Raw genomic sequence first — 21,696 nt, 5'->3', positions numbered from 1 at the left:
GACTTATCTCCTGGTGGATCAGTGGGTCAATTCACGGACATCGACAAAATGGCCGGTTACCGCAGCCGCCGCGGCCATGGCCGGGCTGACCAGGTGGGTGCGGCCGCCAAAGCCCTGCCGGCCCTCGAAGTTCCGGTTGGAGGTGGAGGCGCAGTGCTCCCCCTGCCCCAGCTTGTCGGCGTTCATCGCCAGACACATGGAGCACCCCGGATCACGCCACTCCAGGCCTGCCTCGATGAAGACCTTGTCGAGGCCTTCCTGCTCGGCCTGGGCCTTGACCAGCCCGGACCCCGGGACCACCATGGCCTGCTTGAGACTGGCAGCCACCTTGCGCCCCTTGACCACGGCCGCCGCCTCTCTCAGATCTTCGATCCGGGAGTTGGTGCAGGAGCCAATGAATACCCGGTCCAGCTTGATGGAGGTAATGGGCATATTTGCTTCCAGCCCCATGTACTTGAGGGCCCGCACGATGCCCTCCCGCTTGATCGGATCCGCCTCCGCAGCCGGGTCAGGCACCTTGCCTCCGACCCCGGTCACCATCTCCGGCGAGGTTCCCCAGGTCACCTGCGGCTGGATCTCGCTGGCGTCCAGTTCCACCACCTTGTCGAATTCCGCGTCCGGGTCGCTGTGCAGCGTACGCCAATGGGCAACGGCCGCATCCCATTGCTCGCCTTTGGGGGAGAACGGGCGGCCCTTGACGTACTCAATGGTGGTGTCGTCCACCGCCACCATGCCGACCCGGGCACCGGCCTCAATGGCCATGTTACAGATGGTCATCCGGCCTTCCATGGACAGGTTGCGGATTGCCTCTCCGCCGAACTCGATGGCGTAGCCGGTACCGCCGGCGGTACCGATCTTGCCGATCACCGCGAGCACTACGTCCTTGCCGGTCACGCCCGGCCCCAACTGGCCGTCCACCTTCACCAGCATGTTCTTCATTTTCTTCTGCACCAGGCACTGGGTGGCCAGCACGTGCTCCACCTCGGAGGTGCCGATACCGTGCGCCAGGGTGCCGAAGGCGCCGTGGGTGGAGGTGTGGGAGTCGCCGCAGACGATGGTCATCCCCGGCAGGGTAGCCCCCTGTTCCGGGCCAATGACGTGGACGATGCCCTGGCGCTGGTCCTTGATCTTGAACTCAAGGATGCCGAACTCATCGCAGTTGCGGTCCAGCGTTTCCACCTGGGTGCGGGAAACCGGGTCAACGATGCCTTCAATCCCCTTGTCCCGATCCGTTGTCGGCACGTTGTGATCCGGGGTGGCCAGATTGGCGTCCAACCGCCAGGGCTTCCGGCCCGCCAGGCGAAGGCCTTCAAACGCCTGCGGTGAGGTGACTTCGTGCAGTAATTGACGGTCGATGTAGATCAGGGCGGAACCGTCATCCCGTTGCTTGACGAGGTGATCGTCCCATAATTTGTCGTATAAGGTTTTACCCGCCATAGGAGGCTCCTTCGCTCTCTCGGTGTCATTATGGGCAATATGGTATACCCTGGCATTGAATAACCTCAATTCATGTTTTTTATATTTTGGATTCCTTATTGGAATATCGAAACAGGGATGGCTAAGGAATGGACAGCAACAGCCTCAAAGCGTTCGTCACCATTGTGGATCTGGGCTCGTTCTCGGAAGCCGCCGAGACCCTGCACCTGACCCAGCCCGCCATCAGCAAGCGGCTGGCGGCCCTGGAAAGCCAGTTGGGCAGCTCCCTGATCGACCGTAGCCAGCGTCACCTGCAACTGACCGACGCCGGGGCCAGGTTGCTGCCCCACGCCCGCCGTATCCTGGATGAATTCCACAACATGAAAGTGGCTCTGTCGGCCAGCGAAGACGAGATTGGTGGGGAGCTGGACATCATCGCCAGTCACCACATCGGCCTCCACCACCTGCCGGCCTGGCTACGCCGGTTCAACCGGGAATACCCCCAGGTTCGCCTGAACCTTCAATTCATGGAATCCGAGAGCGCCTACGCGCAAATGCGAAAGCGCAATGCCGAACTGGCCTTCGTCACCCTCAGCGACAGCATGGGCAGTCATTTCACGGTCTATGAACAGTGGCCGGACCCGATGGTGTTCGTCACCGGCCCCGATCACCCGCTCGCTTCCCTGACTGCGCCAACGCTGGCGGATCTTAGTGGCTATCCGGCGTTGCTTCCCGACACCACCACGGCGACCTATCGGGTGGTTAGCCGCCTGTTTCTGGAGCAGAGTCTGCCCCTGACGCCGCAAATGCCCACCAACTACCTTGAGACCATCAAGATGATGACCAGTGTCGGGCTTGGCTGGAGCGTGCTACCGCTAAGCATGCTGGATACCACCATCACCCGGCTGGCGATTCCGCAACCGGTCACGAGGATGTTGGGCGCGGTGGGCTTACAGGGCCGCAGACTGAGCGCCGCCGCGTTGGCATTGCAGGCCATCGTAAGAGAAGATCAAGAAAAGTCACAGAAAACAGACGGAACTCCTCCCAGCGATCCCGCTAAACTGCCGGAGACCAACTGAACAGCAGCTATTTACCACAGGAGATCCCATGGGTTTCGACGATTACCTCAAGATCCTCGCCATGAAAGACGGCTCTGACCTCTACCTGAGCACCGGTGCACCGCCTTGCGCCAAGTTTCAGGGGGCGCTGAAACCCATCGACCGTACCCCCATGCAACCAGGCGCCATCAAGGAGATCGCCTATTCGGTCATGGACGCGGAGCAGATTGAGGAATTCGAGCAGGAACTGGAGATGAACCTGGCCTACAGCATTCCCACTGTGGGCCGGTTCCGGGTCAACATCTTCCGCCAGCGCAATGAGATTTCCATCGTGGCCCGGAACATCGTGACGGAGATCCCCAATGCGGACAAGCTGGGCCTGCCGTCGATCCTCAAAGATGTGGTGATGTCCAAGCGCGGGCTGGTGCTGTTTGTCGGCGCCACCGGGTCCGGCAAGTCGACCTCACTGGCCGCCCTCATCGATCACCGCAACTCCAACTCCAGCGGCCATATCATCACCATCGAGGATCCGGTGGAATACATTCACCGGCACAAGAAGAGCATCATCAATCAGCGTGAAGTGGGTGTGGATACCCGCAGCTTCCACAAGGCCCTCAAGAACACCCTGCGTCAGGCACCGGATGTCATTCTGATTGGCGAGATCCGGGATCGCGAGACCATGGAGCACGCCCTGGCTTTCGCCGAAACGGGCCACCTGTGCATCTCCACGTTGCATGCCAACAACGCCAACCAGGCCCTGGACCGGATTATCAACTTCTTCCCGGAGGAGCGCCGGCCCCAGTTGCTCATGGATCTGGCCATGAACCTGCGTTCGTTTGTCTCCCAGCGGCTGATTCCGACGGTGGATGGCAAGCGATGTGCCGCCATCGAGATCCTGCTGGGCACCCCGACCATCAGCGAGCTGATCCTGCGGGGGGAGATCGACGGCATCAAGGAGATCATGGAGAAGTCCACCAACATTGGTATGCAGACCTTCGATCTGGCCCTGTTCAACCTGTGGAAGGATGGCAAGATCACCGAGGAAGAGGCGCTCAAGAACGCCGATTCGGCCAACAACCTGCGTTTGAAGATCAAGCTCCACGGCAATGAAGGCGCCTCCGGCAGTGGCGCCGGCGCCCCCGGAAGCGGGTTGAGCCTAAGCCTTGAGGAAACCGAAGACGAGGAGGATCCGGAGCAGTCCCTCTAACCCGCCCGTCGGTGAATTTTGCCCCCCCGCCACAAGCCCAGAGGTCTGGCGTTGCGTCTTGCGGTTAATCCACGGCGTGACGCCGAGGCCTCAGGCCCCACCAGGCAATTACCAGCGCCACCGCCATGGCCAGGGCGCTGCCCCAGAAGGCCAGTTCAGTACCGGAGCCCTCCACCAGGAACCCGGATAGCCAGGCGCCTACCGCGCCCCCTGCCCCGAAACTGAGCCCGCTGTAGAGGGCCTGCCCCTGGCCGTGATGGCCCTTACCGAAATGGTCGTGGATAAACTGCACCGACATCGCGTGCAAGGCACCGTAGGATGCCGCGTGCAGGAGCTGGGCGAAGATCAGTACCGCCAGCAGGCTTGTCGCCTCGGCAATCAACACCCAGCGCAACAACGTCAGCGTGAGTGCGGTCAGCGCGATGTGGCGCAGGGAGAATCGGGTAAACACCCGGTGCATGACCAGGAACAGGCCGATCTCCGCCAACACCCCGAGGGACCACAACAGGCCGATGGCCACCTTACTGTAGCCGTATTGCTCCAGATGGATACTGAAGAAGGTGTAGTAGGCACCGTGGGAGACCTGGAGCAGAAAGTTCATCAGGAAAAAGGCGACCACGGAGGTCGAGGCGACAATGGCCATCAGTCCGGCAGAGGTCTCATGACCCCGCCGTACGCCGTTCTCCGCCGGCAGCATGAAGGTGGAGACGGCGATGCCGGCAAACACCGGGAGCACGATCCATGGCAGCAAGCCAACTGGCACGAACTCCAGCACCGCGCCAACCCCCGCCACGGTGCCGATAAAGCCCACCGACCCCCAGAGCCGAACCCGGCCGTAACGAGCCCGGTTGCTCCCCAGCCCCCGCAGCGTGATCACCTCGTAGAGCGGCAGGATGGCATTCCAGAAGAAGGTAAAGGCCAGCATCACCAGGGCCAGGCCGACAAAATCCGGCTCCAGAAACACGCCCAGAAAGCAGCAGGCCCCAACCAGGGCGCCAAAACGCACCAACCGGACCCGTTGGCCGCTGCGATCCCCGAGCCAGCCCCAGACGCTGGGAGCGATGATCTTGGTCAGCTGGATGGTGGCCATCAACGTGGCAATTTCGAGATAGCTGAACCCCCTATCCTGCAGATAGAGGGACCAGTAAGGCAGCAGCGCCCCGAGTAGCGCAAAAAACCAGAAATAGAGGTTGGACAGACGCCAGTAGATAGGCCTTCCTCAGCGCTTCTCAATGTCCGGCGTGTTGACCACCACATCGGCATTCTGTGCCCGGTGGCGCAGGTAGTGATCCATCAGCACAATGGCCACCATGGCCTCGGCAATCGGCGTGGCCCGAATGCCCACGCACGGGTCGTGCCGGCCGGTGGTGATGACCTCAACCGGATTCCCTTTCACATCGATACTGCGCCCCGGCAGCCGCAGACTGGAGGTCGGCTTGAGAGCAATGCTCGCCAGAATCGGCTGGCCGGACGAGATACCGCCGAGTACCCCGCCAGCATGGTTGGACGCAAAGCCGTCCGGGGTCAACTCGTCCCGGTGCTCGGTGCCCTTCTGGGTGACTGCCCCGAACCCGGCACCAATCTCGACGCCCTTGACGGCGTTGATGCTCATCAGGGCGTGGGCCAGGTCCGCATCCAGACGGTCGAAGATCGGCTCTCCCAGCCCCGGTGGCACACCCTCCGCCACCACATTGATGCGGGCGCCGATGGAATTGCCCTCCTTGCGCAGGGCATCCATGTACTGCTCCAGCTCCGCCACCTTGTCCGGATCCGGGCAAAAAAACGGGTTCTGGTGCACCTGGTCCCAATCGAGCTTGTCGACTGTGATGGGGCCTAACTGGGACAGATAGCCGCGGATGCGGATGCCCAACCGCTGCTCCAGGAACTTTCGCGCCACGGCGCCGGCGGCAACCCGCATGGCGGTTTCCCGGGCCGAGGACCGGCCCCCGCCCCGGTAGTCCCGCACCCCGTACTTATGGGTGTAGGTGTAGTCGGCGTGGGCTGGACGGAACTGGTTGGCAATCTTGGAATAGTCCTTGGAGCGCTGGTCGGTGTTCTCGATCAGCAGGCCGATGGGCGTGCCGGTGGTCTTGCCCTCGAACACCCCTGACAGGATGCGCACCTCGTCCGGCTCCCGCCGTTGGGTGGTATGCCGCGAGGTACCGGGCTTGCGGAGGTCCAGGTCTTTCTGCAGATCCGCCTCGTTCAGCTCGAGGCCGGGAGGACAACCATCGATGATGCAGCCAAGCGCCGGTCCGTGACTTTCGCCAAAGGAGGTTACCGTAAAAAGTTTGCCAAAGGTGTTTCCAGACATAATTCAGAATCTTATAAAGGTTATTGAATGCCAGCTCTTAACTGTTGCGGGCCCGCCAGGCGGACAGGTCCTCCGCCGTTAGCAGGAACACGCCGTCACCGCCTTGCTCAAACTCCAGCCAGGTCAGCGGCAGATCCGGGTAGGCAGCATCCAGCGCCACCCAACTGTTCCCCACTTCCACAATCAGCAATCCACCGGGGGTCAGGAAGTCGGCAGCCTGCGCCAGAATCCGGTGGGCGATGTCCAGGCCATCGCAGCCGGCCGCCAGGCCCAATTCCGGCTCGTGGTGGAACTCTTCCGGCATGGTCGACAGGTCCTGGGCGTCCACATAGGGGGGATTGCTGAGAATGACGTCATAACGGCCCTGCAAGTTTTCAAACAGGTCAGACTGGATCGCGCGGACCCGGTCCCCCACCTCGTGGAATTCGATGTTGGACACCGCCACCGCCAGGGCATCGGCGGAAATATCGGACAGATCGACCTCCGCCTCGTCGAACACGGTCGCTGCGGCAATGCCGATACAGCCACTGCCGGTACACAGGTCCAGCACCCGGCCCACCGGCTTGTCCCCCAACCAGGGCTGCAGCCCGGATTGCAGTAATTCGCCGATTGGCGACCGCGGTACCAACACCCGCTCATCGACAAAGAACGGCATACCCATGAACCAGGCCTCGCCCAGCAGATAGGCCAGCGGAATGCGCTCCTCAACGCGGCGACGGGCCCGTTCCAGGATGAGCGACCGCTCCTCGCGGGTGAGCCGGGCATCGAGGAACAGCGTGTTGTTCTCCATGGGCAGATGCAGGCTTCGCATCACCAACTGGACCGCCTCGTCCCAGACGTTGTCGGTTCCATGACCGAAAAACAGGGGCGATGCTGCGAACTGCGACGAAACGTAGCGCAGATAGTCGCGCACGGTGTGCAGGTCATCAATGGGCTGAGTCACGGCGGGTAAGTTCCTTGTTTGGATGCGATGGCGGTGACCGGTGTACCACCAGGATGAGTCTCGGAAGGCGAATTATACGCCCTTTGCGGTCCGGTCTGCCACGGCGGCAAGCCACAGATCGCGCAGAGCCGGTTCCGCCGTTAATCCGCGGCTCGCTAAATCGACAACGGCCCCGAGCTCTTGTGGTGCTGTTCGAAGCGGTCGAGCGCCGCTGCCATCCGTTCCCGGCCAATCTGGATGAGTTCCGGGGCCTTGTGATAATCGTAGGTACGGCAGGCGTTCTTGGGGACGTTGACCAGCAAGTCTGGCGGATAACCGGCTATCTTGTACTGCACTAGGGCGCTCTGCATGGTTTCAATAGTCAGGTTCATGATATCGAACTTGCCTATGCCCAGCTTATCCCAGTCAATGGACCCGGCGTCATCAGAAGGCTTACGGCCCTCCCGCCTGGAGGCCGGCTCCTTTTGCTCCAGGGCCTTGTTGATCTTCAGTTCCGCATCTTCAGCGGAGCCGCCTTCGTGGTCCCGTTTCGCGCCGGTAAAGGCCTTGAGGGCATCCCAGTCGAACCAGCGGGAAGCCTTGTCGCGAACCTTCTTCACCCACTCTTCCGCCTCGCCCTGTTCCTCGTGAGCCTCCTGGAAGATCGCATCCGGCGTTGGCTGAGGCTGGTCATCCTCGCCACTGAGGTTAACGGCAATCACCAGGTCGGCGTGGGAGGAGATGGTCGGGATAATCGGCAAGGGGTTGAGCAAGGCCCCATCCACCAGAACCCGCCCGTTATGGACCAGGGGCGTAATCACACTGGGTATGGCGATGGAGGCCCGGATGGCCTGATCCAGCGGCCCCTCCTGGAACCAGATCTCCTTATGGGCCAACAGGTCGGTGGCGACGGCGGTATAGGCAATGGGCAGCGCTTCAATGCGGGTATCGCCCAGGAGTTCCCGGACCACCGAGAACACCTTTTCACCACGGATCGCGCCCACCGAATTGAACGTGACATCCAGCAGCTTGAGCACATCAAACTGGCCCAGGCCGGTGACCCAGTCCTTGTAATCCTTCATTCTGCCGGCGGCATACATACCGCCAATGAGCGCCCCCATCGAGCAGCCGGAAATGGCAATGATGTCGTATCCGCGTTCCGCCAGCACCTCAATTGCGCCGATGTGGGCGTAGCCACGTGCGCCGCCACTGCCCAACGTCAGCGCCACGGTTCGCTTGCGGCTTGTGCCGGAGGCCGGGGCCGGGGTCACCGAATGCCCGGCCGTTTTACCGCCGGAGTCGTGGTTCGGCCCAGAGCCGGCCCCGGCCGCTGATGTGTTGTCCTGGTTCTCATCACTCACCATGGCATTCCCCTCTCGGCCACTCAAGGTGCGGCGATCACCACAATTTCCACCCGGTCCCCCGACCGGCCCGGATCGTTGGAGGGAATCGTCGGCCCGGCAACGATGCGGCGCTGCTGCTCCGCGCTGATCCCGCTCTTTTGCAGCAGTGCTGCCATGGCCTCCGCCGCTCCGGCGGCCCGCTCAAATGACGCGGCCAGGGTTTCCTCGGCCCTCAGGGTCGAATGGCTGATAACCACAACCTCGGTATTCTCTGCTGACGCCCAGTTGTTCAACTGGCGACGGTCATTGGCGTCCCACTCAAAGCGATAGGTAAAGCCGCCACTCCAGGGCACCACCAGGGGACCCCGCACCCGGCCATCCGAGCCGTCAAGCCCGGGCACCACGGCATTGGGCCCGAGTTCCAGCTGTTCGGTCCAGACGTACTCCCGGTTGTTACCCCGCGTGACGGTATAGACCAGCAGCAGATAGCTGGTATCATTCTGCCGCACCGCGGCCGCGATGTAATCCTGATTGGCGTCACGACCATACAAAATGGCCTGACCGAAAATCTGGTTCGCCCAGACGTTACTCCGTCCGCATTCTCGCCCACTGCATTCGAAGAGGATCTTGGCGCCCAGTGCCGCCAGGGCCCTTCGGTAATATTCCCGGGCTTCCCGCCGGTTGGAATCGGTATCGATCTGCAGCAAGTGCCCTTTGCCGTCCACCGGCACCCGGGCCACCGATTCGGATCGTATCTCGTCGTTGACCTCCCGCACCGGGCTGAGCATAACCCGATGGGCCGGAGACCGAATGGTGACGTTGGCCTCCACCGTCCCCAGAGGAAACGGCTCGATGAGATTGACCGCCAGCGCGGGCGCGCTGGCCATCAGCCAGCCAAGGAGGATCAACAGAAGCGGATTCAATAGCTGTCTAGTCATGCTGTTTGCCGAGGAAATCGGTCACTGCAGTGGCAACCGGTTCAATGGGTCCGTCCAGGTGGCAATGGTGGCCTCCAGGAACAGTGACACTGGTTAACTTTGGCACCACAGCGAGTCTCGCCTGGTAGCGCTCGGATGCGGCTGCGAGCAGGCCCTGCTCGGCGCGAACCAACAGGGTGTCGGTGCCAATGGTCTTGAGCACGGCAAGCACCTGCTGCTCATCAAACATCATCATGGACGGGTGACGCAGCCGGGCGTCGGTACGCCAGCGATAGCCTCCGTCCACCGCCTGCAGGTTGCGTGGCACCAGTATGTGGGCTGCCTCATGGGACAGTGGGCTGAGCCCCCCGGCCCGGACCTTCGCCGCCGACTCCACCGATGGGTATAGCGGGCTGGCACCGGAGCCGGCATGCCGCTTCAGGATGGCCCTGCGCAATTGGGGAACCACATCATCGGCTTGACGGCTCAGGGGGCCGAAACTGTCGATGACCACCAGCCTGCGGACGTTTTCCGGGAAGGTGGCGGCATACAGCATGGCAATGACACCGCCCAAGGAGTGAGCAACCAGGTCCACCGGCGTTTTAATATGGGTATCCAGCAGTTCCGCCAGATCGGCGACGTAATCCACCAACAGGTAGGACTGGCTGGCGTGGCGATGGTCGGAGTGGCCGTGACCGGGGAGATCCAGGGCATAGGTGTCCGCCCCTTCGGCCAGCACCGGTGCCAGCTTGGCAAACGTCAGGCTGTTATCGAGCCAACCGTGGAGCATCACCACCGGCGGCCGGTCCCGGCCCGGCGCCTTGCAGGGCCAATGCAGGCCGGCCAACACCAGGTGTTTCAGTGGCCAGCGAATTTCCCGGTATCCGGTGCCATGGTCTGCCACGGGCGACTTTACCGTTTGGTCGTTCATTCTGGAGTTCCTGACGAACTGCGTGGCTGGTGCGATAACGCTCCGCTCGGTCACATAGTGTGTGTGGGTCGGTCGGAGTTCAAGGCGCCGGCCAGGTATGACTCGATCTTGGTACGGGCGGTTTCGTCATCGCCGTTGAACTGCACCCCGATACCCGCAGCTCGGTTACCCTGGGCCCCCTTGGGGGTAATCCAGATAACCTTGCCGGCGACCGGGATCTTTTCCGGCTCGTCCATCAGGTTCAGCAGCAGGAACACCTCATCGCCGAGCTGGTACTGTTTCTGGGTGGGAATAAAGAGTCCCCCCTGGCGGATATAGGGCATGTATGCCGCATACAACACCGCCTTATCCTTGATCGTCAGTGTCAGAATGCCACTGCGCGCACCAAATCCCGGCCCCATAGAATCGTCCTCAATGCTCATGCCCCGTAGGGTCTAAATCTTTTTGTATTTCACTATCATAGCAGGCATTTCCGCAATTTACCCGCTACCGGCAAGTGCTCACCCGGCCCGGCGACGCTTCGAAGGCATGAAGCCCTGCCAGGCGATCAGCAGCCGCTCCGCCTCAAGCTCCGGATTGACATTATAGACCCCGGCCGACCGGGCCTCCTGGATTTGCCTCAGCAATTCATGCACCCGCCAGGGGGGATTCACAGAGGCCAGGTAGCGCAACATCTCGACCGCGTCCGGGTCAGTCGGCTCACCGCCGGCACCCAGCCTCGCCAGATCCGCTGCCCAGCTCTCCATCAGCCAGAGCGTGCCCTCCAGTCCCAGGACCTTGAACGCTTTGGCCGCTTCCGAAACCGACAGTTCCCGCTTCATGAAGCGACGAAATGCCGCCAGGGCCTCCTGCCGCTGGTCCAGGAACTCCCCGGTAAGGTATTCCAGCGCCAGCCTGGGGGCCGAGCCAGCCAGTGCCAGCGCCCTTACGCACTGCTCCTGCGCCGGCGCCTCCTCGGCGGATTGTGCAGCCAGTTGTCCGGTCAACCACTGCAAGCCGGCCTGAGTGGACGGGGTGGGCACCGTGACGCATTGGCATCGGGACCGAAGCGTGGGCAGGATGGGACGTCCGCTTTCCTGCAGTAACAGCAACACCACGTCCGCGGACGGCTCTTCCAGGGTCTTGAGCAGGGCATTGGCCGCATTCATGTTCAGCTGATCAGCACGATCCACCAGAATGACCTTGCGCCGCGCAACCTGGGGGGAGGCGACGGCAAACGCCGAAAGCGCACGAATCTGGTCGACCTTGATCATGCGGGACTTTTCCGGGGCGTAGCGCCGAATGTCCGGGTGTGAGTCGGCGGCCACCAGCTCGCATTGTTTGCAGTGGCCGCAGGGCTGGAGCCCCGTCCCCTGGGCGGGGGCTTCACAGACCAGTTGGTGACCCAGGGCGTCTGCAAGTATCCGCTTGCCAACACCACGCTCGCCGCCGATCAGCAATGCGTGGGACAGGCGCCCTGCCCGCAGGCTGCCTTCGACGAATTGCCAGGCATTGGCCAGCCATGGCATGGATTGAATGGTTGGATGCAATCGACGTTACCTTAATCCGTTACCCCGACAGCTTCAGGGCCTGCTTCTGGGACTGCAGCAGTCGTTTCAAGCGCATCAGCGTCTGCCGACTGCCGTTGTGGGCGTCCGTATCGTGGCCACCATAGTAATGATTGTTCACCGTTCGGGCAAAGTCCCTCGCAATCGCCCCGGCTTGGGGGGAGTGGCGGGCTACGGCGTCGGCCACCTGAAACGGGGTCTGGCCATCTTGGAGGCCAATTCCGGCCCGGCCGATGTCACGCCGCCAGCGGGCCACCAGCCGGGCAACCGGATCCCGGGCCAGCAGCCGGCGCTGGCGCCAGGCGGTCACTCCCCCGATCAGCAGCAGGACCAGGGCCACCAGGCCCGCCGTGAGGTAACCCAGGTCGGTCAGGCTGATGTTGCCCGGTAACCGCGACATCAAGTTCATCTGGGTCTGCCCCTGATATCCCACTACCCAGCGTTGCCACTGGTAATTGAGCTTGTCCAGCTGCAAGGACGCCCACTGGATGAGCGCTACGTCGCCGTACCGCTGCGGCGAAGTCCAGCTGTTCTCCAGGAACGAGCCCTCCGCCGCCACCGCATCGCGCAAACCCGACTGGATCCGACTGGGAGCGATGGCCGCCGTGGGATCGAGCCGAATCCAGCCGGAATCCGGCAGCCAGGCTTCAACCCAGGCGTGGGCGTCGTACTGGCGCACGATCAGGTAATCACCGCCGGCACCGGCCTGGCCGCCCTGATAGCCCACCACAACCCGGGCCGGTATACCCGCGGCCCGCAAAACGAAGGTGGTTGCACCGGCATAGTGGGCGCAGAAGCCGCGCATGGCCTCAAATAACAGCGTGTCCACCCCATTCACTGGCATGGCCGGGGGGCGCAGGGTGTAGAAATAGGGCTGATCGCGGAACCGCATCAGCAGCCGGTCGATCAGCTCCTGCGATGATCGGGTCTGCCTGCGAAGCTCCCCGGCGAATGCCCGTGCCCGGGGATTACCGGTGGTGGGCAGTTGCAGAAAACGCCGCTTCTGCAATTCGGTCAGCGGCTGCTGGTCCGGCTTTGGGTCAGCCATGGCCAACCGATACCGTACCGGGGTATCGGCGGGCCGGCGGAAGCGGAACAGGCCCCAGTCGCCGGCAATGACATTGTCGGAGACCGCCCTGGAGTTCTCGAGGGAGAAGGCCCAACGACGTCCCGACGGATCCATCAGTACGTCATACTCGTCCGGCCCCAGTTCGCCGACCCCGCCATCGGCCAGTACCCGCCCGGGGGCGCGCTGCGGTGTCGGCTGCCACTGGCTCCAGCGATCACCGTCAAACCGGTCCAGAATCAGCCCGCGCCAATACCGCTGGTCGCTGGGAGGCAGCTCGCTGCCAAAACTGACCCGGAAGGCCCGTTCACTGCTCTGCGCCAGGCTGGAGATATCCCCCGGCGCCATGGTGTCGGAGATCCCGGTCCTGGCGGTTCCGGTGACCAGCGGTACGCTCCACAGGGGCTCCAGTCGCGGGAAAAACAGGAATAGCAGCACCACCACCGGCAGGCTCTTGAGAAACATTCCACCGAGCCGGCGCCAGCCCTGGCGCAGGGCGTGGGGCAGATCGGGTGCGTTGAGCACCTGCAGGCCGATGAGCAGCAGCAGGACACCGCCGAGATTGACCAGCGTCCACAAGATGCCCTGCTCGAACAGGAAGTTCACCGTCGACAGATAGACAAGGATGAAAAACAACACGTAATAGTCGCGCTCGGACCGGGTTTCCAGCCACTTGAGGGCGACCGCGATCACGAAGAACGAGGCGGCTGTATCCACCGTGAAGTGGCCGTTGACCGTGATCCCGTAGGTTGCGATCAGCGCCACCATGATCAGGCTCTTGACCCCCAGCCCGGGCAATCTCACACGGCCGACCTGCGACAGCCAGCGCCACCCGGCCAACACCACGCAAGTGGCCAATAGCCACAGTGGTAACCGATCCCATTGCGGAGTCAGCAGCACCCAGAACCCGGCGATCAGCCAGAGCAACGCTGGACCCGGTACCGGCGGCTGCGGGCCTGGCTCCTGGCGACGATGCCGTGATCGGGCGAGACGCTTCATGGGGTAGACTCCGGCGACTGGCCGACCGGTGCGGTCAGGCCATGCACCGCTAATGCCCGCAGGCACGCCGCGGTATGGGCGACCCCGGAATCGGGTTCGATGGTGGTACTGGGCAGTCGCAGCCCGAAGGCCTCGGTGGACTTGGCACGCTCGAGCACCTGGGCAGTGAGGTAACTCAGGCGCATTTCCACGTCCACACCAGGAAAGGCCTCGAAGTCCAGCCAACCGGGATGGCCCTGCTCCCCCTCCCAGTCCGCGATCACCATTTCGCCGGAACGGGCAAAGCGTTTCCACTGCACCCGCTGACTCAGGTCGCCCGGTCGCCACGGGCGCAATTCAGCCTGGTCTTGACCGGCGATTTTGGCCGCCGACTCCGACGCCTCGCCGTCGTCGGCGGTCATCCGGGACCAGTCCGGCGGTGTAATGGGTCGCGGGTAAACGATCGCCGCACTGGCCGGGCGTAGCCAGGACCAGGCCTTCAACAACCCAAAGGGAAAGCGGGTTTCTACCCGGATGCGGTCGGGTAACAGGTAACCGCGCCTTTGACCTTCAGCCATCAGCACCATGTCGGTGGTCTCATGGGCCATCACATGGTGCCTGGTCACCGTACTGTCGCCAAGCATCAGCTTCACCGCGATGGCATCGGAATCGTCGGCCGCCCCGCGGAAGACAAACGGGATGCGATCGCCGACATGACCCTCTCCGGCCTGGACCAATGTCAGCTTCAAGCCGGCCAGGTTGCTGTGGGTCTGGTGCATAGCCGCCACAAACACCACGCCCAACACAAAGGTCAGTAAATAGACCAGGCTGTTCTGGTAGTTGATCCCTGTCAGCAACATCACCACCAGCAAGGCACCGAAAATCAAGCCCATTCCCGTCGGCAGGATGAAAATATTGCGCTGCTGAAACTGTTGCGCATCCGTTCTGGGAATACGCCGGTTGACCCACTGCTGCCAGCGCTGACTGATCGACTGTAGCGGCATTACCACCTCAATGGTCCACTCAATAGGCGCCCAGACAGGAAGGACCGTGATTCGCCGATTCCGTTCACAAAGCTTGGACGATCTGCTTGAAAAGCAGGCACACAAACCGAATACTTTACCTGAGAAGGCCAAGTATACAATGTACAATTAAGGCATTGTCGTTACGTGGTTTTCTAGGGAGAGCCTCTGACAGGAGCATGTTCAGACGCATCCATTCGTTGCCCAACCGCAAGAGGCCGGCCATGAAACCTCATCACCCGCTGTTTATCACGATTTCCGGAGCCGTCCTGGCAATGCCCGCCTGGGGCGGGGTGCAAACCCTGACTTCCGATGAAATGGTGGAGACCTACGTCAAGGATTCTGCCGTGATCGTGGTGCCGCGGCAGCAACAGAAATCCGCCGAGGACCGTCGGCGCATCCTCAGATCGCTCACCATTTCTCCTGGGGAGCCGGTCATGACGGAGGCGGAAGAACAAGCCTACCGGGAATCGATCCAGCACTACCTGGCGCTGAGCCAGGACGATGCCCTGCAACAGGCCGAAGAAGAGTTTCTGCGCCGGGCCCTGCTGATTCCCCAGGATGAACTGGCCAGCGCGCAACCGCCGGAGTTCTTCATTCCCAACGTGCCGCCAATCATCTTCGGGCAACAGGCGGACATTCCGGACGAGCCCTTTACCCAGACCTTCCTGAACGACCAGCTAAGCGTGGGGTTTGACGGGCAGAACGTGAATTTCTCCATTGGCAATCCGCCGGGCATTGACCAGATCACGCTGCCCCAGGGCATCAATGAAGGGCCGGTGACGCTCACGCCTCGGCCCGGGGGTGGATTTGATCTTTCCATTCAAGTGCCGGAGCAGTAGCCCTACCTGTCTTCGCCGTAACCGCCAGCCTCCCTCGCAAGGGAGGTTTTTTTGGCTTTGTGTCAGGCAAATAAAAAAGCCACCCCGCAGGGTGGCTTTCCCATCAACCGAAGTTGACTGGCTTAGTGACCGTAAACAGTCATCTGAGCGTCGATGGCGATGTCGGTCATGTACACGTCACCGATGGAGTCACCGTTACCCATCCGAATGTCGGTCAGGTCCAGGTCACCAGAGAAGTTGTTGACGTTGAACGCCAGGGCGTCGTTACCACCAGCGTTAGTGGCCTTGCCGATATCCACCTGGGCGTGGGCGAAGCTGGTGTCCACCACAGTGTTGCCGGAGCCGTCCACGATGGTCAGGCCGTTGGTATCGGCGCCGCGGCGGTTATGCAGCTCGAAGTCCATGGAAGTGCCAACGAAATCCGCATTCAGGGTGCCCTGAGCGTTGAAGTAGGCGTTGATGTTCATGACGTCGGTATCTTCCTGGATCACGATGTCGATCGGACCCAACAGACCGGTCATGTCCAGGTTCGAGATCAGCGTGGTGCTGGTGCCACCTTCGGAGCGCCGCTCGGCATTCAGGTTACCCACGGTTGCGCCGCTCTTGGCCAGGCTTACGGAGCCCACGCTCATACCGAAGTCAACCGGCAGGCCGGAGACGGAGCGGATACCGATGACCAAGTCGCCATCGGCGATCTGAGGCATGGAGGCTTCGTAGCTGGCGCTACCGTCAGCCTGAGTGGCCGAGTTGGCCCAGGAAACGCCGTTGGAGGCGTCAGCGTCAGCACCTACCAGATAGGTGTTACCCACTGCCTGGGCGCCAGTGTCACCCACCCCATTGGTACCGGCTACGTCAATGTACAGCTTGACGTCGTCCAGGGCGCCAGCAGTGCCGCCGGAACCGTCGAGCGGGTTAGCGGCACCACCGATGGTGACGTCATTGAAAGCCAGGAAACCGTCGTCCTGGTACGCCACCTCACCAACGCTCACGTTGGCTTCCAGTTCGATGGTGATACCGGACTGACCGGTCACCGCGCCCATGGTGGCGTCGTCCATGGCTTTCAGTTCCGCCTGGGCGGCGAAAGGTACAGCGGCAACCGCGGTTGCCAGAGCAAGTTTTTTCAGGCCTTTCATTTTGTTCTCCTTATTTAAGGATTTATATATCTATTATTTTTGTCGCGGTTCATTCCGTAACCGCAAGGCCAGTGTTGCAGAGCAGATGCCCGCTTTCTGAGATGCGGCGCACAATAATTAACAGTTCACTTACACCCATTTACATACTTCTGAGAACCCATTCACTCTTTGTTACAGAACGGGTTCACCCTCCTTGCCGGGTGCCGTTTTGAGGGGACCCTGGTTGACCGTCAGCGGCGAAGACGATGGGCTCGAACTGCCCCCTTACCGCATCGCCATACTCATAGCCGTGATCGGTTTCCTGATACTTGGTGGCCAGAACACGGGCCTCTCCACTGAGGTATTCCAGTTCGATATTGACCTGGGGTTGCGCTTGCTCCGCCCGGCTCGGCAGGTACTTGTAGACGACCGCGGAACCGAGAATGCGGCCGGTGGCGGCCTGGGTTTGCAGGGCGGTACGCACCGATTCCAGCACCAGGGCCGGGTTGACGTTCGAGGTGTCGTCTCCCGGTTTGACGGCCCAGACGTATTTCACTTCGCCATTCGGCATCAAGGCCGCGCCAAAGGGGGCAAAGTCACCGTAGTACTCCAGCAACGCCTTGGCTTTCTTGAGAGCATGCCCTCCCAGGAACAACAGGTTCTGGTTTGCCTCCTGCTCAATCTGGGCTGTGGACGGTTGCGGATTTGCTGCCCCGGAATCAGCAGCGAATAATGGGCTGAAACCCATCGCACAGGTCATCGCGACGGATACGAACATTCCAGTCTTTTTCACAAGGCCTCCTGATTTGTCTTTGTTCTGAGTGCCAGTTACAGGCTTCGTCTAGGCAATGACCACACGGAATCCCGCCCCCATGGTTCAATGCCTTGAAACTTTGCGATAATAGCCGGCTTGCTGCGGCTTGAACCGCCTTACCCATCAACTTGAGCCAGTAATGTCCAAGAACCTTTACATCCTGCACGCTGAGTCTCAGCAACACCGTGATCGTTTTCTCATTGCGTTGTCCCGCTGGCCGGGGTTCGTCTGCTTCGGCAATCCCTGCGCCCCGGGGTCAGGCCCCAGCCGCCAGCCGTGGCTGGCGGCCAATCCCGACGACACCTTCCTGATCCATTCCGGTAGACCAGACGAACTGGCAGCGTTACAGCGGGCCAGCGAGGCCATGCCGGAGGGAGCGAGGTTGGCGGGCATGTTCGAATACGAGGCGGGCTATCTGCTGGAACCGGCACTGGCCTCTCTCGCCCCCCCGGCGGAGGAGGTGGTTATCGCAGCCGGACTCTATCGGTGGTGGCTGCAACCGGTGGCGGGAACGCTGGACTTCGAGTTGCATGGGGCTGACCGCGGATCAGTGGCCATTCAGGACTCCCTGGCGCAACTGCTCAGGGAGACCGCCACGGGAGAGCCCCCGAGAATGGCTGCAGAGACCCTCTCCGTCACCCCGTTCCGGCCCGACGAGCCCCCTGGGCGGTTCCAGGATAATGTCGGCAGCATCCTGGATTACATATTCAGTGGTGACTGTTATCAGGTGAACCTGTCCCAGCGGTTCCGCAGTGCTTACACCGGCAACCTGTGGCTCGCCTATCGACACCTGATTACGCAATTTCCCACCGGGCACGCCGCCTACCTGAACCTTGGCCCCACTGCGGTGGTGTCGATTTCCCCCGAGAGTTTCCTGGAAATCGACGGCGACCGGGTTATCACCCAGCCCATCAAAGGCACACGTCCCCGGGGGGCCTCGGCGGAGGAAGACCGTCGGCTGTCGGAGGAGCTTCGTAACAGCCCGAAGGACCGGGCCGAGAACGTCATGATTGTTGACCTGTTGCGCAACGACCTGGGGCGGTTCTGCCGAGCCGGCAGCATCCGGGCGGACAAGCTGATGGCACTGGAGAGCTATCGCAACGTCCACCACCTGGTCAGCACCGTCACCGGGCACCTGGCGTCAGAGGTCTCTCCCCTCGCGGCGCTGCGCCAGGCCTTTCCCGGCGGCTCCATCACCGGCGCCCCCAAGATCCGCGCGATGGAGATCATCGAGGAGCTGGAGCTGACACCGAGAGGTCCCTACTGTGGCTCGGCGTTCTACCTTACCGGGGAAGGCAGCCTTTACAGCAATATCGCCATCCGGACCCTGTACGGCGACGGCAGTACGCTGTATTGCCATGGTGGTGGGGGCATAGTGGCGGACTCGGACCCGGCCGCGGAGTACCAGGAAACCCTGGATAAGGTCGGCGCCATGATGCGTGAGCTGGAGCGGACGTTTGGTGGGAGCTGAGGAAACCTGCCCACGCCCGCCCGGCAGGCGTGGGACCCGCCCTGATCAGTTGAAGCGATTGCTCAGCCGCAGGAAGGTTTCCTTCAGGCTCTCGTAATCGTGGACGGCTGGGAACTGCGGAAACTCCTCGATCACGTTCTGGGGCGCATGGAACAGGATGCCCTCTTCCGCCTGGGTCAGCATGGTGGTGTCGTTGTAGGAATCACCCGCGGCAATTACCCGGTAGTTGAGCAGCTGGAACGCCCGCACGGCTTGGCGCTTGGGGTCGCGCTGGCGCAGCAGGTAATCGGTGATGCGCCCTTCCTCATTTACTTCGAGCTTGTGACACAGCAGGGTCGGATGACCCAGTTTGGCCATCAGCGGCATGGCAAATTCGTAGAAGGTGTCGGACAGGATCACCACCTGGAACCGCTCCCGCAGCCAGTCCAGGAACTCCCGTGCCCCTTCCAGCGGGTCCAGCTCGCCAATCACCTCCTGAATGGCCGGAAGACCGTAGCCGTGCTCGTCCAGCAACCGCAGCCGCTGCTTCATCAGGACGTCATAGTCTGGAATATCCCGGGTGGTTGCCTTGAGCTCTTCAATGCCGGTCTTCTCGGCAAACGCAATCCAAATCTCCGGGATCAGTACCCCTTCCAGGTCAAGGCAAGCGAGTTCCACAGTTATCTCCTAGGTCATGGGCGCCGCGCTGAACGGCGGCCTGGGTTGATTGGCGATCAATCGCCGTCATGGCAGGGCGTATGATAGAAAAATCCGCTGCCGAATGCACCGGCGATCTGGCGGGCATAACGATATGCACCCTTCTTCTTTTGGCAATGCGTCAGATAATGATAGATTTGTCCATGACTTACAGTACTTCAGGGAGTCCCTGCCGACCACCGGGCTTTGCCACCAATCCGCCCCGGGGATTCCCCATCAACGCCCAGTGCTGGCGACATGACCAACGACTCCTGATTAGAGACTTATGACCGACATCGACAAGCTTCAGCAGGAACTTGCCGGGCAAAGCCCGCGAGCGATCCTGAAGGCGGCACTGGCCCGCTACGACAACATCGCGATTTCCTTCAGCGGCGCGGAAGACGTTGCCCTCATCGAACTTGCGCACAAGCTCACCGACAACCTCAAGGTGTTCACCCTGGACACCGGTCGTTTGCACCCGGAGACCTACGAGTTTATTGACCGGGTACGGGAGCACTACAACCTCGACATTGAGGTCATGTTCCCGGACGCGACAGAAGTTGAGGACCTGGTCAGCCGCAAGGGGATGTTCAGTTTCTACCGGGATGGTCACAAGGAATGCTGCGGTATTCGCAAGGTGAACCCCCTGCGACGCAAGTTGGCAACCCTGGATGCCTGGATCACCGGGCAGCGCAAGGATCAAAGCCCGGGCACCCGCAACGATGTGCCGGTGGTTCAGGTGGACGATGCCTTTTCCACTCCGGAGAAGACCCTGATCAAGTTCAACCCGTTGGCCAATTGGTCGTCCAAGGAGGTGTGGGATTACATCCGCATGACGGAGGCTCCGTACAATAAACTGCACGAACAGGGATTTGTCAGTATTGGCTGCCAGCCCTGCACCCGGCCGGTTCTGCCGGGACAGCACGAGCGGGAAGGACGCTGGTGGTGGGAGGAAGCCACCAAGAAGGAATGCGGTCTCCATGCCGGGAACATTATTGCCCACGGCTGACTGGCCTGAACGATCTCCCGCGGAGACATCAGGTCACTGACGAACCCCGGTTTTCCGGGGTTCGTTGCTTTCAGTAGGTGGGCAACTCGATGTCGTCGAACAACCCTTCCAGCTCCCCCCGGTTGCCCTGGTGGGCGACCGCTTCGTCGATGCGTTCCCGGGTCAGGTGGGGCGCAAAGCGCTGGATGAAGTCGTACATGTAGCCCCTCAGGAAGGTGCCCTTCCGGAACCCGATACGAGTCACACTCGGACGGAACAATTGCTGGGCATCCAACCGCACCAGGTCGGCATCGGTGTCGGGATCGTAGGCCATGCTGGCGATGATACCCACCCCCAGCCCCAACCTGACGTAGGTCTTGATGACATCCGCATCGGCCGCGGTGAACACCACCTTCGGCGTTAGTCCCTCAGCCTGGAAGGCTTCATCCAGCTTGGAACGTCCGGTAAAACCGAAGACATAAGTAACCAGCGGGTATTCGGCCAGCTTCTTCAGGGTCAACTCACCGGAATTGGCCAGCGGGTGGCTCTTGGGCACGATGATACTCCGATTCCAGCGGTAGCACGGCATCATGATCAGGTCGGAGAACAGCTCCATCGCCTCGGTGGCGATCGCAAAATCCACGGCGCCGTTGGCCGCCATCTCGGAAATCTGCATCGGTGTGCCCTGGTGCATATGCAGAGACACATCCGGATAGGCTTCGATGAAACCATGGATGACAGGCGGCAAGGCGTACCGGGCCTGGGTATGGGTGGTTGCAATGCTCAGTTCGCCCTTCTTCTGATTGCTGAACTCCTGGGCAATCTTCTTGATTCCCTCAACACGCCGGAGAATCTCTCCCGCCTCTCGAATGATGGTTTCGCCGCCCGGCGTAATCCGAGTGAGGTGTTTACCGCTGCGGGCGAACACCTCGATGCCCAATTCATCCTCCAGCAGCCGAATCTGCTTGGAGATGCCTGGCTGAGACGTGAACAGGCTCTGGGCCGTGGCGGAAACGTTCAAATCGTGATGCGCGACTTCCCAGATATAGCGCAGTTGCTGTAATTTCATCTAC

Annotated in this window: 20 protein-coding genes; 5 read left to right on the top strand and 15 right to left on the bottom strand. The window is 61.5% G+C overall.

Annotation, left to right across the window (positions count from 1 at the left end; genetic code table 11):
* Positions 1-18 precede the first annotated feature (18 nt).
* A complete protein-coding gene (leuC, locus tag R3175_RS02715; RefSeq protein ID WP_318942240.1) occupies positions 19-1,437 on the bottom strand; it encodes a 3-isopropylmalate dehydratase large subunit in 1,419 nt (472 codons plus the stop codon).
* A 128-nt stretch (positions 1,438-1,565) separates the two neighbouring features.
* Between leuC and R3175_RS02710 the strand changes: the two genes are divergently transcribed.
* Together R3175_RS02710 and R3175_RS02705 are read left to right on the top strand one after the other, a co-directional pair.
* Complete coding sequence (locus R3175_RS02710; protein ID WP_318942238.1) at positions 1,566-2,495, top strand: LysR family transcriptional regulator; 930 nt, start codon at positions 1,566-1,568, stop codon at positions 2,493-2,495.
* Positions 2,496-2,523: 28 nt separating this feature from the next.
* Positions 2,524-3,681 (top strand): PilT/PilU family type 4a pilus ATPase, encoded by a 1,158-nt coding sequence (locus R3175_RS02705; RefSeq protein ID WP_318942236.1) that lies wholly within the window; start codon positions 2,524-2,526, stop codon positions 3,679-3,681.
* Between the two features lie 64 nt (positions 3,682-3,745).
* Here R3175_RS02705 and R3175_RS02700 read toward each other — a convergent pair whose 3' ends face one another.
* From R3175_RS02700 to R3175_RS02655, 10 genes are all read right to left on the bottom strand, one after another.
* Complete coding sequence (locus R3175_RS02700) at positions 3,746-4,834, bottom strand: MFS transporter (RefSeq protein WP_413231718.1); 1,089 nt, start codon at positions 4,832-4,834, stop codon at positions 3,746-3,748.
* Between the two features lie 66 nt (positions 4,835-4,900).
* Positions 4,901-5,995, bottom strand: coding sequence for a chorismate synthase (gene aroC, locus R3175_RS02695; protein WP_318942234.1), 1,095 nt, complete (start codon positions 5,993-5,995; stop codon positions 4,901-4,903).
* A 37-nt stretch (positions 5,996-6,032) separates the two neighbouring features.
* A complete protein-coding gene (prmB, locus tag R3175_RS02690) occupies positions 6,033-6,938 on the bottom strand; it encodes a 50S ribosomal protein L3 N(5)-glutamine methyltransferase (protein ID WP_318942232.1) in 906 nt (301 codons plus the stop codon).
* 155 nt (positions 6,939-7,093) lie between these two features.
* The gene (locus R3175_RS02685; protein ID WP_413231717.1) at positions 7,094-8,278 is read right to left on the bottom strand and encodes a patatin-like phospholipase family protein; all 1,185 of its coding nucleotides are present in this window, start codon (positions 8,276-8,278) and stop codon (positions 7,094-7,096) included.
* 23 nt (positions 8,279-8,301) lie between these two features.
* Positions 8,302-9,198, bottom strand: coding sequence for a DUF4892 domain-containing protein (locus R3175_RS02680; RefSeq protein ID WP_318942228.1), 897 nt, complete (start codon positions 9,196-9,198; stop codon positions 8,302-8,304).
* Positions 9,191-10,108: an alpha/beta hydrolase gene (locus R3175_RS02675; RefSeq protein ID WP_318942226.1), complete on the bottom strand. Its 918-nt coding sequence runs from the start codon at positions 10,106-10,108 to the stop codon at positions 9,191-9,193. Before R3175_RS02675 ends, R3175_RS02680 begins: the two co-directional genes overlap by 8 nt.
* Positions 10,109-10,158: 50 nt before the next feature.
* Positions 10,159-10,509, bottom strand: coding sequence for a PilZ domain-containing protein (locus R3175_RS02670; RefSeq protein WP_318942224.1), 351 nt, complete (start codon positions 10,507-10,509; stop codon positions 10,159-10,161).
* A 99-nt stretch (positions 10,510-10,608) separates the two neighbouring features.
* The gene (gene holB, locus R3175_RS02665) at positions 10,609-11,616 is read right to left on the bottom strand and encodes a DNA polymerase III subunit delta' (protein ID WP_413231716.1); all 1,008 of its coding nucleotides are present in this window, start codon (positions 11,614-11,616) and stop codon (positions 10,609-10,611) included.
* 40 nt (positions 11,617-11,656) lie between these two features.
* Positions 11,657-13,720, bottom strand: coding sequence for a DUF3488 and DUF4129 domain-containing transglutaminase family protein (locus tag R3175_RS02660; RefSeq protein WP_318942220.1), 2,064 nt, complete (start codon positions 13,718-13,720; stop codon positions 11,657-11,659).
* Positions 13,717-14,703, bottom strand: coding sequence for a DUF58 domain-containing protein (locus R3175_RS02655; RefSeq protein WP_318942218.1), 987 nt, complete (start codon positions 14,701-14,703; stop codon positions 13,717-13,719). Before R3175_RS02655 ends, R3175_RS02660 begins: the two co-directional genes overlap by 4 nt.
* Positions 14,704-14,945: 242 nt before the next feature.
* Between R3175_RS02655 and R3175_RS02650 the strand changes: the two genes are divergently transcribed.
* A complete protein-coding gene (locus tag R3175_RS02650) occupies positions 14,946-15,563 on the top strand; it encodes a hypothetical protein (protein WP_318942216.1) in 618 nt (205 codons plus the stop codon).
* A 122-nt stretch (positions 15,564-15,685) separates the two neighbouring features.
* Here the strand turns inward: R3175_RS02650 and R3175_RS02645 are convergent, their stop codons facing one another.
* A complete protein-coding gene (locus R3175_RS02645; RefSeq protein WP_318942214.1) occupies positions 15,686-16,696 on the bottom strand; it encodes a DUF6160 family protein in 1,011 nt (336 codons plus the stop codon).
* 184 nt (positions 16,697-16,880) lie between these two features.
* Complete coding sequence (locus R3175_RS02640) at positions 16,881-17,468, bottom strand: hypothetical protein (protein WP_318942212.1); 588 nt, start codon at positions 17,466-17,468, stop codon at positions 16,881-16,883.
* A 160-nt stretch (positions 17,469-17,628) separates the two neighbouring features.
* Here R3175_RS02640 and R3175_RS02635 point away from each other — a divergent pair, with 160 nt between their 5' ends.
* The gene (locus R3175_RS02635) at positions 17,629-18,960 is read left to right on the top strand and encodes an anthranilate synthase component I family protein (RefSeq protein WP_318942210.1); all 1,332 of its coding nucleotides are present in this window, start codon (positions 17,629-17,631) and stop codon (positions 18,958-18,960) included.
* A 45-nt stretch (positions 18,961-19,005) separates the two neighbouring features.
* Here the strand turns inward: R3175_RS02635 and thrH are convergent, their stop codons facing one another.
* On the bottom strand, positions 19,006-19,617 hold the full coding sequence (gene thrH, locus R3175_RS02630; protein WP_318942208.1) for a bifunctional phosphoserine phosphatase/homoserine phosphotransferase ThrH: 612 nt from the start codon (positions 19,615-19,617) through the stop codon (positions 19,006-19,008).
* Positions 19,618-19,921: 304 nt separating this feature from the next.
* Between thrH and R3175_RS02625 the strand changes: the two genes are divergently transcribed.
* Positions 19,922-20,644 (top strand): phosphoadenylyl-sulfate reductase, encoded by a 723-nt coding sequence (locus R3175_RS02625; protein WP_318942206.1) that lies wholly within the window; start codon positions 19,922-19,924, stop codon positions 20,642-20,644.
* Between the two features lie 70 nt (positions 20,645-20,714).
* Here the strand turns inward: R3175_RS02625 and cysB are convergent, their stop codons facing one another.
* Positions 20,715-21,692 (bottom strand): HTH-type transcriptional regulator CysB, encoded by a 978-nt coding sequence (cysB, locus tag R3175_RS02620; RefSeq protein ID WP_318942204.1) that lies wholly within the window; start codon positions 21,690-21,692, stop codon positions 20,715-20,717.
* Positions 21,693-21,696: the final 4 nt, after the last annotated feature.

It is taken from the genome of Marinobacter sp., from assembly GCF_033722735.1.
Lineage (GTDB): Bacteria > Pseudomonadota > Gammaproteobacteria > Pseudomonadales > Oleiphilaceae > Marinobacter.
This window is presented reverse-complemented; position numbering and strand designations above follow the sequence as displayed.